General features: G+C 56.6%; 13 protein-coding genes. 5 read left to right on the forward strand and 8 right to left on the reverse strand.

Translation table 11 applies throughout. The features are described 5' to 3' along the window. The first annotated feature begins 43 nt into the window (after positions 1-43). From efeU to ADG72_RS07585, 5 genes are all read left to right on the forward strand, one after another. Positions 44-916 (forward strand): iron uptake transporter permease EfeU, encoded by an 873-nt coding sequence (gene efeU, locus ADG72_RS07565; protein ID WP_048714028.1) that lies wholly within the window; start codon positions 44-46, stop codon positions 914-916. Next, positions 913-2112 carry an iron uptake system protein EfeO gene (gene efeO / locus ADG72_RS07570; protein ID WP_048714031.1) on the forward strand — a complete coding sequence of 400 codons (1200 nt, stop codon included), beginning with the start codon at positions 913-915 and terminating at the stop codon, positions 2110-2112. The genes efeU and efeO overlap by 4 nt, the downstream gene beginning before the upstream one ends. Before the next feature lie 94 nt (positions 2113-2206). Further along, complete coding sequence (efeB, locus tag ADG72_RS07575) at positions 2207-3550, forward strand: iron uptake transporter deferrochelatase/peroxidase subunit (RefSeq protein ID WP_048714034.1); 1344 nt, start codon at positions 2207-2209, stop codon at positions 3548-3550. 11 nt (positions 3551-3561) lie between these two features. Further along, entirely contained in the window at positions 3562-4380 is an 819-nt protein-coding gene (locus ADG72_RS07580; protein WP_048714035.1) for a class I SAM-dependent methyltransferase, read from the forward strand. After that, entirely contained in the window at positions 4367-4741 is a 375-nt protein-coding gene (locus ADG72_RS07585; RefSeq protein WP_048714038.1) for a cupin domain-containing protein, read from the forward strand. Before ADG72_RS07580 ends, ADG72_RS07585 begins: the two co-directional genes overlap by 14 nt. Positions 4742-4833: 92 nt before the next feature. Here the strand turns inward: ADG72_RS07585 and ADG72_RS07590 are convergent, their stop codons facing one another. The 8 genes from ADG72_RS07590 to pta form a co-directional block, all read right to left on the reverse strand. Further along, positions 4834-5589, reverse strand: a complete 756-nt coding sequence (locus tag ADG72_RS07590) for an ABC transporter ATP-binding protein (protein ID WP_048714041.1) — start codon at positions 5587-5589, stop codon at positions 4834-4836. Then, positions 5586-6596 carry an iron chelate uptake ABC transporter family permease subunit gene (locus ADG72_RS07595; RefSeq protein WP_048714044.1) on the reverse strand — a complete coding sequence of 337 codons (1011 nt, stop codon included), beginning with the start codon at positions 6594-6596 and terminating at the stop codon, positions 5586-5588. Before ADG72_RS07595 ends, ADG72_RS07590 begins: the two co-directional genes overlap by 4 nt. Continuing rightward, positions 6593-7588: an ABC transporter permease gene (locus ADG72_RS07600; protein WP_048714047.1), complete on the reverse strand. Its 996-nt coding sequence runs from the start codon at positions 7586-7588 to the stop codon at positions 6593-6595. The genes ADG72_RS07595 and ADG72_RS07600 overlap by 4 nt, the downstream gene beginning before the upstream one ends. A gap of 82 nt (positions 7589-7670) precedes the next feature. Beyond that, the gene (locus ADG72_RS07605) at positions 7671-8687 is read right to left on the reverse strand and encodes a siderophore ABC transporter substrate-binding protein (RefSeq protein ID WP_048714052.1); all 1017 of its coding nucleotides are present in this window, start codon (positions 8685-8687) and stop codon (positions 7671-7673) included. Between the two features lie 148 nt (positions 8688-8835). Further along, entirely contained in the window at positions 8836-10917 is a 2082-nt protein-coding gene (locus tag ADG72_RS07610) for an NAD(+) synthase (protein ID WP_048714053.1), read from the reverse strand. An 83-nt stretch (positions 10918-11000) separates the two neighbouring features. Continuing rightward, the gene (locus ADG72_RS07615) at positions 11001-11735 is read right to left on the reverse strand and encodes an NAD-dependent protein deacylase (protein WP_048714056.1); all 735 of its coding nucleotides are present in this window, start codon (positions 11733-11735) and stop codon (positions 11001-11003) included. A gap of 99 nt (positions 11736-11834) precedes the next feature. After that, positions 11835-13028 (reverse strand): acetate/propionate family kinase, encoded by a 1194-nt coding sequence (locus tag ADG72_RS07620; protein WP_048714059.1) that lies wholly within the window; start codon positions 13026-13028, stop codon positions 11835-11837. A 149-nt stretch (positions 13029-13177) separates the two neighbouring features. Next, positions 13178-14671 carry a phosphate acetyltransferase gene (gene pta / locus ADG72_RS07625; RefSeq protein ID WP_048714064.1) on the reverse strand — a complete coding sequence of 498 codons (1494 nt, stop codon included), beginning with the start codon at positions 14669-14671 and terminating at the stop codon, positions 13178-13180. Positions 14672-14722 lie beyond the last annotated feature (51 nt).

Consider the following 14722-nt stretch of genomic DNA (forward strand, 5'->3'; position numbering starts at 1 on the left):
TAGGTTATGAATGGTTGTCGTAAATCATTCGGTTGGGAGATAAATGTTCCTCGCGAACTTCCTGATTGCCCTCAGAGAGGGTGTCGAAGCGGCACTGATCGTCGGAGTTGTAGCGGCATACCTGGTGAAGGTTGGACGCAGAAACCTGCTCCCCAAAGTTTGGTTTGGCGTCATCATTGCCGCAGCGCTGCCCTTAAGCCTTGGTGCGATCATGACCTGGGGGCCCTACACGCTGTCATTCCAGGCTCAGGAAATTCTGGGAGGAACGCTCTCACTTGTTGCGGTCGCCATGGTGACCTGGATGATCCTCTGGATGAGTTCAAATTCGCGTGAATTTGCGCGCAAGCTTCGTGAGGATACGGCAGCACAACTTGCATCTGGCTCGGAGTGGGGAGTCGTATGGATTGCCTTCATTGCAGTTGCGCGGGAAGGCATTGAAACCGCGCTCTTCGTATGGGCAACAATCAAATCTTCTGCCGAAAATGCAATTGCAGCGCCCGCTCTTGGTGTTGTGACCGGTCTTGTCGTTGCCGTTATTATCGGCTGGCTCATCTACACCGGCGCAGCTCGAATTAACCTTTCAATCTTCTTCAATATCACCGGTCTTCTTCTGATTTTCGTCGCTGCAGGAATCGTTTCCTACGGCATTGGCGACCTTCAGGAAGCCTCGGTGATTCCGGGATGGGGAACCCCCATCTATGACATCACCGCATACCTGGACGGCTCGGTCTACTCATGGCTGACCACATCCTCGTGGTGGTGGACGCTTCTGGAAGCAATGTTCAACGTCAATGCCGCCCCCACCCACCTGCAGCTCATCGGCTGGGTGCTCTACATCGTCATTATTCTGCCGCTTTTCCTGGTGCGTTCCGGGATGATCGGCTCACAACACCACACCCCACAAGGAGAAAAATGAACGCCTCCCGCGCGCGCCTCGTCATTGGAGTTGCGGCTGTTTCAGCACTGGGTTTGAGCGCTTGTGTCGCCAACAACCCCTCAAGCACCTCGGCCTCGGGAAGTGCGGGCGCAAGCGACGCACCCCTGACCGTGACCATCACCGATGACACCTGCAAGGTCTCTGCCGCAAGCGTGCCTTCCGGTGTCGTGAACTTCAAGCTGACGAACAACGGAACCGTTCGCAATGAGTTCGAAATCCTTGCCGAAGATAAGCTCCGCATTGTCGGCGAACGCGAAAACTTGGGCCCCGGAACCTCGGTTGATTACACCGTGACCCTGCAGCCCGGAAAGTACTTCACCGCCTGCAAGAAGAACATGGTTGGCGCACTTGTCGGCGCAACTGAGTTCACCGTGACCGACTCTGGAAAGCCCGTCGAGGTGAGCTCGGACGAGCAGGCACAGATCGACGCCGCCGTCACGAACTACACCGCATACGTCCGTGATCAGTCCGGTCAGCTCCTGGAGCAAACCAAGTCCTTTGCTGAGCTGTACAAGAAGGGCGATTTCGATGCGGCTCGCAAGGCATACGCTCCCGCGCGTATGTACTACGAGCGCATTGAGCCCACTGCCGAGGCCTTTGGTGACATCGATCCTGCTCTTGACCAGCGCGAAGCTGACTGGCAGGAAGAAGGTGCTGACGGTGAATGGACCGGTTGGCACGCGATAGAAAAGGACCTGTGGCGCCCGGATGGCTACCAGGGTCTGAGCGAGGACAAGCGTTCAAAGATGGCCGATAAGCTGGTTGAGGACACTCAAAAGCTCTACGATCTGGTTTACTCGGACAACTTCAAGATCTCCCTGTCCGATATCTCCAACGGCGCGATCTCACTGCTTGAAGAGGTCGCAACCACGAAGATCACCGGTGAAGAAGAAGCCTTCTCTCACACTGATCTCTACGACTTCGTTACCAATGTCGAGGGCGCCAAGGTTGCCTACGGCGAGGTTGAAGATCTTGCGAAGGCAAAGGACCCCAAGCTGGCTGGAAAGATCTCCGATGCCTTCACCGAGCTTCAGCACGAGCTGGATAAGCACAAGGACGGCGACGGATACGTTTCCTACGACACCATTGACGAGGCAGGCCGCAAGGCCCTTTCCGACAAGGTCAACGCGCTGCGCCTTCCCTTGGCTCAGCTGACCGCAGCAATCGTTCAGTAATCACTGAACACGGCAAGTTGGGCGTGGCGCACTTCGGAGGGGCGCCACGCCCAACCGCATCATTAAAATCCATCTGTCATTTAAGGACCCAGTCATGACTCAGCATCACGAAACAGCTGAAAACAATGGCAATGCCGACCACGAGGGCACCAAAGAAGGACTCTCGCGTCGCCAATTTTTAGGATTAGCCGGCCTCGGTGCACTTACTCTTGGGCTGGGCGGTGGCGGCGGATTTGCCCTCGGTCGCCACGCGGGTGATGGCATCGATTCCGATGTCATGAAGAAGACCTACGAGTTCCGTGGTGAACATCAGCAGGGAATCATTACCCCAGCTCAGCAGCAGATGCACACTGCCGCATTCGACTTAACGACTACGAACCGTGATACGCTCATTGAGCTTCTCCAAGACTGGACCTTGGCCGCTGAACGCCTGACTCATGGCGAACTCGTCAAGGACTACACAACTTCCCTGACGAAGGCGCCGGCCGATACCGGTGAATCGATGGGGCTTGGTCCTGCAGGCCTCACCATCACCTTCGGGGTTGGCAAAACCTTGTTCATCGATGACGAGGGCCGAGATCGCTTTGGTCTTGGCGATAAACTTCCCGTTGCCCTGCGTGATGGAATTCCTCCCATGGCAGCAGAAAAGCTCGACCCCAAGCGCGGCGGTGGAGACCTCATCATCCAGGCCTGTTCCGAAGACCCCATGGTGAATCTTCACGCCCTCCACAACCTCACGCGTATCGCTTTTGGTCGCGCGACCATGCGCTGGACGCAACTGGGATACGGGAGAACTTCATCGACCTCGAAGTCTCAGGAAACGCCTCGTAATCTATTTGGCTTCAAGGATGGAACATCCAACATCAAGGCCGAAGACTCTCAAGCCGAATTGGATAAGCACCTGTGGATCCAAGCCGGTGACGATCAGGGCTCATGGGCTGCCGGTGGATCCTACATGTGCGTGCGCAAAATCAAGATGATGATGGAGGTCTGGGACGAACTGGTCCTGGCCGAACAAGAACAGATCATCGGGCGCGACAAGATCCACGGGGCACCTCTGTCGGGCGGTGAAGAATTCACCAACCCTGATTTTGCGAAGGAAGGACAAGAGGGTAACCCCACTGTTGGTTCCTCCGGCTTGGCTATTGCCCCGGACTCTCACGTCGCCATGATGAACCCAAATAACAACTCGGGGCGGCGCATGCTGCGACGCGGATACAACTACCTCGAGGGCGTGGACTACTTGGGGCGCTTGGACGCGGGACTGTTCTTCGTTGCCTACGTGCGCAACCCTGCAGAGGGCTTTATCCCCGTTTTGGCGAAGATGAAGAGCGATCAACTGACCGAGTACCTCCAGCACTTGGCGTCGGGTGTTTACCTCATGCTCCCCGGAGTGCGTGAGAATGACACCTACGTCGGCCAGAAGCTCTTCGAGTGAGAGGAAAAGCCATGACTGACGATGCTCTTCCCATTTCACAACGCCCGGCCTCAAACGCTCCCGGACACTGGGTACTCGCTCGCGTCGGCAAACGCGTTCTGCGTCCCGGAGGGCTGGAACTGACCCTCCAGATGCTTTCCAATGCGCGCCTGACCGGCGCACGCGTTGTTGAGTTCGCTCCTGGGCTTGGACGTACCGCAACGGAGATTCTCGCTGCGCGCCCGGCCTCGTACACCGGGGTCGACAAGGATCCGGTTGCTGCAAAACACGTGAGCGAGTTGGTCGGCACACGGGGGACGGTGATTAACGCTGATGCCTCCGACACCGGACTGGAGTCTGGGTCTGCCGATGTTGTTGTTGGTGAAGCGATGCTGACCATGCAGGGGGAGAAGTCCAAGAAAGCTATCATTTCCGAGGCCGTGCGGCTGTTGGCACCGGGAGGACGCTATGCGATCCATGAGCTTGCCGTCCAACCTGACAACATCGACGAAGAATTGCACACGCGGATTCGTCAAGATCTTGCGCGAGCTATTCACGTGAACGCGCGCCCGCTGACCTGCGAGCAGTGGGCGGAACTACTGGAGGAGTGCGGCCTCGTGGTTGAAACGATCCAAACCGCGCCGATGGCTCTGCTTGATTTCTCGCGCAATGTCCGCGACGAAGGCTTTGCACAGACACTGCGAATCATTCGAAATGTTCTTTCGGATCGAGAGCTGCGGGCCCGTGTGCTAGGAATGAGAAAGACTTTCCGCACCTATCAAGACTCAATGTGCGGGGTGACAATCGTGGCCCACAAGCCACTGGAAGGAAACACCAATGACGCTCAGTGACGACACCAATCTTGAGGTCCCCGTGCCGATCATGACCGATGTTCAAGACATTGCGTCCATGATTCAGGTCAATGAGGGAGCAACGGTTTCGCGCACCGTCATGCACTGTGAAGGAATGCGTCTGGTGCTCTTCTCCTTCGATAAGGATGAGATTCTCAGTGAGCACACCGCGGCAATGCCCGTCATTCTTCAGACCCTCGAGGGTGCTCTGGAAATCACAGCTGATGGCCGTACAGTGATTCTGCGTCCCGGTGATGTCATCCACTTTGGAACACGCCTCCCGCATGCAGTGCGCGCATTGGAGCCCTCGAAGTTGGCGCTTTTCATGCTTGACTCGCGCGAGCGTGCACCCAAGAAGTAAAAATACTTTGCGGTTGTTGAGGGGGTGAAGGCCTAGGCCTTCACCCCCTCAACAGTTTCGCCTCTGTTCGCGCGCGAAAAGCGCGTTAAGACCTAGAAATAGCTCGCAAGAGGCCCGTCTTCAGTTGTGATCACGTGAACCGGGGTATCGAAGACATCAGTGAGCACCTGGTCAGTCATGATCTCTTCGGGAGTGCCCTGGTAAGCGACAGTGCCATCCTTGAGCGCAACGATGCGCGTGGCGTAGCGAGCCGCAAAATTAATGTCGTGAAGAACAATGACGATCGTGCGTTTAAATTCTTCAGCGGCCCGCCTGAGCAGTTTCATCATTTCAACACTGCGTGCAATATCCAGATTATTGAGCGGCTCATCAAGAAGGATGTAGTCCGTTTCCTGGCATAAAACCATCGCAACGTAGGCCCGTTGACGCTGTCCACCAGAGAGCTGGTCGAGATAACGCGTTTCTATCGAATCGAGTCCCAAGAAATTGATATAGCGAGTAATGATGTCTTCATCCTGGGCGTTGAGATGCCCATGGCTGTGAGGGAAACGACCGAAGGCGACAAGCTGGCGAACAGTCAGGCGCGAGACGAAGTGGTTCTCTTGGCGAAGAATAGACAAGATCTTCGCCAATTCCTTCGACTTTGTTGTTGATACATCCGCACCGCCAACTGTAATTGTGCCTTCGTCGATGCCAAGGAGGCGGCCAATCATGGTCAGAAGCGTTGACTTTCCGGCGCCGTTCGGGCCGACAAGGGCGGTGATTCCACCGCGCGGGAGCTCAAGGCTAACGGGACCGATGCGGACGGCCTCGGAATAATGCTTCGCGACTGTATTGAGCTGAATCATAGACGCCCCTTCTTCAGAATTGTCACGATGAAGGCCAAGCCACCGATAAATTCAATAATGATTGAGACAACACCCTGAGCGTTAAAGACATGGTTCATCAAGAAATATGAAGCGGAAAGAACCGCCAGTCCCAGGGCAACCGACATTGCGAATAAGTATTTGTGATCGCTGGTTGGTGAGAATTGATAGGAAAGCGTTGCTATCAAGAAGCCCAGGAAAGTCATTGGGCCAACTAGCGCGGTCGATGTGGCGATCAGCAGTGAAACCAGAACCAACACGATGATGCTGGTTTGTTTGTGATTGAGGCCGAGGTTAGTGGCGGTTTCGCGCCCTAATGCGATGACGTTGAGTCGGTTCGACAAAAGGAAAAGGGATACCGCTGCGATAGCAACGATGGGGAGAGCAACGGGGTAGTAGGCGCGATCGGCGTTTGAGATCGAGCCGAATAAACGGGCGGTCAAGACGTCGAATTCGCTGGGGGTCAATAATCTCTGCATGAAGGTGGCAACGGATCCAAGGCCTGCCCCCAGCATCACTCCAATCAAGAGCATTGCGTGCATTGACGCATGTTGGCTGGTCAGAAGCCACGAATAGAGAAGCAGAGTGAAGAGAACCATGATGGCCAGTTGGAAGATGAACATCGGTAGGTTCTGTGCAGCGTTAAACCCAGCAACACCGGCAAAGAAAATCACGGATGTATTGATCACGCGGTACAGAGATTCAAAACCGAGGATCGAGGGGGTGATAATCCGATTGCCCGCAACGGTTTGGAAGGCGACGGTCGCAAGGCCCTGACATATGGCGACAACCGCGATTGCAAGGATGGAAAACGCGCGTCTTCTGGCGATCGGCCAAAACTTTGGGCTGGTGACAGGAACGGGATTCTTCCACAGCAATAGACCAACACAGCAAATGGCCGCAACGATCAGTGTCGCGGCAAAGAGCAACCACCAGCGTCGCCGCGCAGACGAATTGACAAAGGAAGACGAAGATGAAGAGCGCTTCATTGCAATCCTCCTCTGCGGCTTTGGCGCAGGATGAGTGCGATAAAAACGAAGGCGCCGACAATCCCCAAGATGACAGACACGGGCATCTCGAAGGGCGAAATGATCGTCCGCGCCAGAAGATCAGCGATCGTAACAAGAGCGACACCGGCAAGACAGACCCAGGGAAGGTTTTGGCGAAGATGATCACCCAGAGCCATAGAGATCAGGTTGGGAACGACAAGTCCAAGGAAAGGCAGGGAACCAACGACAACGGTCACCACGCCTGTGGCCAAGGCGATTAACCCAGTGGCAATGAGGATCACGCGGTGATAGTTCACGCCTAAGGTCGTTGCGATGTCTTCACCGAGGCCCACCGCTGTCAGGCGATCGGCTAAAACGACCACGCCAAGAACAGCAAGCGTGACGATCCACAGAATTTCATACTGGCCGGTATAGACGCTCGTGAAGGATCCCTGGAACCAGACGCTGAGGTTTTGAAGAGTGTTTGTCTCAAGGGCAAGGAAGGTTGAAACTGCCGAAACGACCGCTCCCAGCATCATTCCCATGATTGGGACCAGCAGTGAAGAACGCAGAGATACCCTTCGGAGCAAGGCGAAAAACACCATGGTTCCCAAGAAGGCAAAGGCAACTGCGACCGTCATACGAAGAAGGACCGATGCGCTGGGGTACACGATCATAATCGCCAGTAATCCCAAGCCTGCCCATTCGGTGGTTCCCGTTGTCGTGGGTTCTGCGAAGCGGTTCTGAGTAATGATCTGCATGACCAAACCACACATCGACATCGCCGCGCCTGAAAGTATGAGTGCGACAGTCCGCGGGATGCGAACCGCGATGAACATGTCCCATCCGTCATCATGGGACAGAATCGAATATTCCCCGGTGCACAACGAAAGAACAAGAAGTCCAAGGACAATGAACGCAGAGACAAGCAGGGCGATTCGTCGTTTAAGGACCTGGGGTGAGTGCTGGTTTGTCACAGAAGTTTGAGCCATAAGTGTTGTGGGTGTGTTGGCCCTCGAAAGGACCAACACACCCCTGTGTTAAGAATGAGTTCTCAGACGAATGACTGGGAACTTACTTATTTGCTGAAGCCTTTTCGAAGGAATCGGCAATCGAGTTCAAAATCTCCGTGTAGGTGATGATGGACTCGTTCGTGTAGGTGTCATTCGGTGCGTAAACCGTCTGACCCTTCGTCAGGGCAGTGACATTTTTCAGTGCAGCATTCCCATCGATCACGGATTGTGCAGGGGTGTAGCTGCCTTCCTTGGAAATCGCGGCGTCGCGGTCAAGAACGAAGATCCAGTCGGGGTTTGCCTGAGCGATGGCCTCGACGGAAATGTCATCACCGGTGTGAGAGTCGGTGCTGCCCTGAACTTCAAGCGCGGGCTTGAGGCCCAAAAGATCGAAGATTGGTCCCCATGTGCGGCCCTTGGAAGGAGCAACGTAGCCGATGTTGCCACCGGAAACGTCCACGGCCATGACGGTGGACTTGCCGTCGTAAGCCTTCTTTGCGCGGTTCAATGCATTGTTGAAGTCGTCGACCAACTTCTTCGCGTCTTCTTGGTGTCCAAAAATCTCGCCGAGGTCGGTGACCTGACGGATGAGCTCTTCGTTAAGAGGCTTGCCATCGCGCGGTTCGAGGTTGATCATCGGGACGCCGGGGTTCATTTCCGCAATCTGCGAATCAAATCGAGTGAAACGCTGACCGGAGATGATCAGATCGGGGTTTGATGCCGCAAGTGCTTCAAGATTCGGGTCGCGGTGCATGCCGATGTCGGCGACGGAATCGGTGTTGTATGCCTTGACGGTCGAGGGGATGAGCTTCTTCGGAGCAGCAACCAAGGGCACGTTCCACTGTTCGAGCACTTCGAATGTGCGGTTATCAAGGGATGCAACGCGCTGGACGGGCAGCTTAACTTCAACGTTTCCCTGGTCGGATTCGATAGTGATAGAGCTGGGCGCAGAGCTGCTTGAGCTTGCTGCAGCGCTTGTTGAGGATTGACTTGACGAGGCCGTGCCCCCTGAGCAGGCGGTCAGTGCCATCAACGATGCTGCACCAAGAGCGGTCAGAGACAGGAGCTTACGCGACATGTTTTTCTCCAGCAGAATGTGAGAGTAGCGAGTGTGTAAGCATATTGATGAAGAAAGGCTTACCTAAATAAAAATAGGTGAGCGTAGAAACCTGCAGCAACTATTGCGGATCATCTCACTGTTTTGACGGGCACTCCGTCAGATCGCGCTACTCAACCAGCCCCTGCACTGCGCCGTCCAACTCGCGCAGCCAGGCCTCGGCAGAAACATCCGAAGGCATACGCCAGTCCCCGCGCGGGGACAGCGATCCGCCAGCCATGACCTTGGGGCCATTGGGAAGCGCGCTGCGCTTGAACTGCTGAGTGAAATAACGACGGATAAACAGGCGCTCCCACTTCACGATCTCGTCCAAGGAGTATGAAACCTTGTCCTCTTCGGGGTAGCCAGCTGGCCAGTTGCCGCGAGAAGCATCTGACCAGGCCTGCTCTGCCAAGAATGCAATCTTGGACGGACGAGCTCCACGTCGAAGCACGTAGTACAGGTTAAAGTCTTGCAGGTTGTAAGGGCCGATCTTGTCCTGCGTGGACTGCATCTTCTGTCCGGGCTTTGCTGGGACGAGCTCGGGAGAAATTTCGGTTCCCAGAATCGACAGCAAAATCTCGCCAACTTCGGGGGAGAACTGGCCGGAAGAAACCACCCAACGAATCAGGTGCTGGATCATCGTCTTGGGGACACCGGTATTGACGGCGTAGTGACTCATCTGGTCGCCGACACCGTACGTGCACCAACCCAGTGCAAGCTCTGACAGGTCGCCTGTGCCCAAGACAATACCGCCCAGGTGATTTGCGAGGCGGAAAAGATAGTCCGTGCGCAGCCCTGCCTGAACGTTTTCAAAAGTCACGTCATAGTCGTCGTGGCCATCGGCGTAGGGGTGATCGATATCGGCCAGCATCTGCCTGGCCGCAGGGGTGATATCGATTTCCTTGAAGGAGACTCCCAATCGTTCACATAGCGCAATCGCATTGGTCTTCGTGCGTGCAGAAGTCGCAAAGCCGGGCAGCGTGTAGCCCAGAATATCTGTACGCGGACGACCCAAGAGGTCCATAGCGCGAGCCGCAACGATCAACGCGTGCGTTGAATCCAAGCCGCCAGAAACACCAATGACAACCTTGGGCTGTCCAATAGCACTCAGGCGCTTCGCGAGCCCCGCAACCTGGATGTTGTAGGCCTCGTAGCAGTCCTGCTCCAGCTGGCTCGGGTCGTCGGGGACGAAGGGGAAGCGATCGACTTCGCGTTCCAAACCTAGATCCGTTCGCGGAGGGTTCATCTCAATGGCAATGCTGTAGGGGCGCGGGATTGAGAGGCCCTCAAGCATCTTTTGAGCGTTGTCGGTGAAAGAATTCTGACGCGTGCGCTCGGTGCGCAGATGCTCAATATCAACGTCGGCAATGGTGATTTGGGTTCCCGAGGCGAAACGCTCCCCGGCGGCAAGAAGCTGGCCGGCCTCGTAAATCAGGGTCTGCCCGTCCCAAGCAAGGTCAGTCGTTGACTCACCCGGTCCGGCGGCGGTGTAGACGTAGGCGCAGGCGCAGCGCGCGGAGGTCGACTGTGCCAAGAGCTTGCGTTCATCGCCTCGTCCGACAGTGATGGGGGAGGCGCTCAGGTTGAGCAGCACGGTTGCGCCTGAGAGTGCGAGGAGTGAAGCAGGGGTGACGGGAACCCACATGTCTTCGCAGACTTCAATACCCACACACAGCCCCGGGATATCGGTGACATCGATCGTCACGGAGCCAAAAGGCAATAGGGGAGCGTCCCCCGTGTAGGGCTCTGTTGGGGCCCACGGAGCTTGAAGAAGATCGTTATCAAAGCTCGGCGGAGTCACGAAATGACGCTTTTCGTAGAACTCGCGGTAGTTCGGAAGATAGGACTTCGGGATGACGGCAAGTGCGCGGCCGCGGTGAATCGCAACCGCGCAATTGTAGAGGACTGCTCCCTTGCGCAGTGGCGCGCCGACGACGATCAGGGGGAGAAGATCCGCGCTGGCAGCAATGATGGCGGTCAGCGCGCGCTCGACCTCGTCAAGAAGAACATCTTGAAGGAGAAGATCATCGATTGCATACCCCGAAACGCACAACTCAGGGAAGAGCGCGATCGAGACGCCGCGTTCATCGCAGCTTCGCGCGGCTGCAATGATTTCTTCAGCATTGGCCAGTGGCTGTGCGGGATGAACGGGGAGCGTCACTGCCGCCACGCGCGTAAAGCCCTGGTCGTAAAGGGAATGGAAGTTCATGGCTTTCCTCCTGAGTCGCTAGGGCTATTGTCGCCTACTTGGGCGCCTTGCGCCTTCCCGAGGCCGTAGCTGGCTTGGTGTGTCTACTTCAGTTCGTTCATGATCCGCTCAAACGACTGAGCGACGGGGTCGCGGATGATGAGGTCTGCGTCAGCATCGGCGTTCGTTGGCGTCGCGTTCATCAAGACCAAGTGCGAATCCGAGAAATAGTTGAGCAGTCCGGCAGCGGGATAGACGACCAGAGATGTTCCAGCAACGATCAATAAGTCAGCGTGCACGATCGCCTGAACGGCGCCACTGATGACGTCCTCGTTCAGTGCTTCGCCGTACATGACGATATCGGGACGGAGCTGTCCGTGGCAGCGAGGACAGGTCGGGACTAACTCCTCAAAGGCCTCGGGAATAGAGGAAAGGGGATAGCCGGCCCCACAAGCGGTGCACAGAAGGTGCTCCCAGTTTCCGTGGAGTTCCCACACCTGTTTGGAACCGGCACGCTGGTGAAGACCATCGATATTTTGGGTAATGACGCACTCGAGAAGCCCATCTGCCTCGAGCGTGGCAAGTGCGCGGTGGGCAGCGTTGGCTTCGACCGGCTTGTGCACCTCGCGAAACCACTCCCAATAGGCCTCGGGATGGATTGAAAAGAAATCGATACTGAGTACCTGTTCCAGGGGGATTGTGCGCTCTTGGAAGTAGAAACCGTTCGCACCCCGGAAATCCGGAATTCCAGACTCCGTGGAGACTCCCGCGCCGCCGAAAAAGACCGTCGAAGGAGAGGTGCGAATCCAATTCGCAAGGGTTGAGATATCACTGGTCATTGTGGCTCCTTAGACGATGGAACCGTTTAAGAATACGCCGAGGCCGGGGTGCACATGGCAGCCCCGGCCTCGAATTGCGATGAAAAGTCGCGTCTAGACTCAGATCAGCGTCAGAGCCTGACGTGCGATTGCCAGCTCCTCGTTGGTGGGAACAACCATGACGGTGATCGAGGAATCATCGGTCGAAATGGTTGTGGGGGCAGAGAAACGCTGGTTGTTGATCTCGTTGTCAATACGCACACCAAAGGGGAGCAGACGCTCGCAAACCTCGCGGCGCAGATCAGCATCGTTTTCGCCAATGCCAGCGGTGAAGGTAATGACATCCAGACCACCGAGCTCAGCGGTGTAGGAGCCGATGTACTTGATGATGCGGGTGACGTAGATGTCCAGGGCCAGGCGCGCACGGCGTGCAACCTCGGGGTCCTCAGAATCAACCATGTTACGGACTGCGCGCATGTCATTCTCACCGGTCAAACCCTTCAAGCCCGACTGCTTGTTAAAGAGGTCATCGACCTCGTCGGCGCTCCAGCCGGTCTGACGCTGCAGGTGGAAAACGACGGCGGGGTCGATGTCGCCGGTGCGGGTTCCCATGACCAAGCCCTCGAGCGGGGTCAAGCCCATGGAGGTATCGATTGGACGGCCAGCCTTAACGGCGGAGACGGATGCGCCATTACCCAGGTGCAGAACGATCTGACGTAGGGCGTTATCGCCCAGCAGGGAGGCGACCTTTTCAGAAACGTACTGGTGAGAAGTTCCGTGAGCGCCGTAACGACGAACTGAATACTTCTCGGCAACTTCCTGCTTCAACGCGTAGGTTGCGGTGTCCTCAGGCAAACGCTGGAAGAAAGCGGTGTCGAAAACCGCGACGTGAGGAGTGTCGGGCATGAGCTCGCGAGCAACATCGATGCCCTTGAGGTGCGCGGGGTTGTGCAGGGGAGCCAGCGCGCATAGGTCATTAATCAGGTCACGAACTTCGTCGGTGATCAGAGCCGGACCGTCGAAGTACTTACCGCCCTGAACGATGCGGTGACCAACGGCCACGATGTTGGCCTCGGCAAGAGAAGGGCCGACCTCATCGAAGAGGCGCAGAACTTCGCGCATGCCAACTTCATGATCGGCAATGGGCTCGTTCACATCGACGACCTTCTCGCCGTACTTGTGCTGGATGTGGCCCTCGGATTCGCCGATGCGCTCAACCAAGCCCTTGGCGATCGCATCGCCGTTGTCGGGGTTGATGAGCTGATACTTGATAGAGGAAGAACCAGAGTTAATAACAAGAACGGTGTCGGTCACGACGTGCCTTTCTAAGAATCACCTGCGAGGCCGCGGTGTGCGGCGCAATGTCACGCATGGATGAGTGGTCTGATGAGTGCAGTTTACGCGTGGAAGTGATGGAGACGGAATTCGGGGGTGTGGGATTGTCCCCACACCCCCGAGAATTCTCAGCCCTGCGCCTGAACGGCAGTGAGGGCGACAGTGTTGACGATGTCTTCAACCAAAGCGCCGCGTGAGAGGTCGTTCACGGGCTTGTTGAGTCCCTGCAGAACCGGGCCAATCGCAACGGCTCCGGAAGAACGCTGAACGGCCTTGTATCCAATATTTCCAGCGTTGAGCGAGGGGAAGATGAAGACGTTTGCGTGGCCGGCAACGGGGGAGTCGGGCAGCTTGACCGAGGCGACGGCCTCGTCAACGGAAGCGTCAAACTGGATCGGTCCCTCGAGGGCCAGCTCGGGAGCCTTTTCGTGAGCCAAGCGAGTGGCCTCGACAACTGCATCCACATCCACGCCGGAGCCAGAGGTGCCGGTCGAGTAGGAAAGCATTGCGACCTTCGGATCGAGGCCGAACTGACGTGCAGTCGCGGCCGAGGAAATCGCGATATCTGCCAGCTGCTCGGGGTTGGGGTTGGGGTTAACGGCGCAGTCGCCGAATGCCCACACGCGATCCTTCAGCAGCATGAGGAAGACTGAAGAAACGATCGAGACACCGGGAGCGGTCTTAATGATCTGGAAGGAAGGGACGATGGTGTGAGCGGTGGTGTGAATTGCACCAGACACCATGCCGTCGGCGTCGCCCATGTGGACCATCATCGTGCCGAAGTAGGAGACATCGCGAACCTTGTCGCGAGCCTGTTCGATGGTCACGCCCTTCTTGGCGCGCAGGCGTGCGAATTCTTCCGCGTAGCGCTCCGCGTATGCGGGGTCGTCGACGGAAACAACGGTTGCTGCCGAGACATCCAAGCCAAGCTCTGCAGCGCGTGAGTTGATCGCCTGAGCATCACCGAGCAGTACCAGATCCGCAATTCCGCGTTCAAGAACGATGGCTGCGGCGCGCAGGACACGATCGTCTTCGGGTTCAGGCAAGACGATGCGCTTGCGGTTGGAACGTGCGCGATCAATCAGATCTGCCTGGAAGGAAAGGGGAGTAACAACCTGTGGAGCTTCCAGTGCCGAGGCCGCTTCCAGAGTTTGTGCATTGAAAGGCAGTTCAAGGATGGGAAGTTGAGTCTTGACGTGCGAGGCGACTGCTGAGGGAAGAGCAACCGCTGCGACGCGGCTTGCGTGCTGGCGCGCGCGACGCTCAAGAACCTCGATCTCACGTTCAATAAGTTCAGGGGAGGCGCCTTCGGTATCGAAAGCTGCGATGACGCGAGCGTTGGTTGATGCTGCCACGTCGAGGTTCCATCCCAAGGTGTCGAAAGTCGAGACGGAGCCTTCGGGGAGTGCGTCGATCAGGACAGTATCTTCTGCGTGGCTGCGGATATCTTCCACGACGCGGGGGAGGGCTTGCTCGGGGTCGGAGGTGATGGCCTCGGAAGTGGAGGTGCCGGCGGCGCTCACCCGTGCCAGCGTTGAAGCGGGGACAAGCGCTGCGAAGTCGTCACTGACCTGTGAGGCGGCTTCTGCCTGGGCGGCAATGACGATAAAACGGGTGCTCACGTCTACTCCTTTATATCGGTATGTATTTTTGGCTGGATTGGTTAACAATCA

This window comes from Trueperella pyogenes, assembly GCF_001070855.1.
Taxonomy (GTDB): domain Bacteria; phylum Actinomycetota; class Actinomycetes; order Actinomycetales; family Actinomycetaceae; genus Pauljensenia; species Pauljensenia pyogenes_A.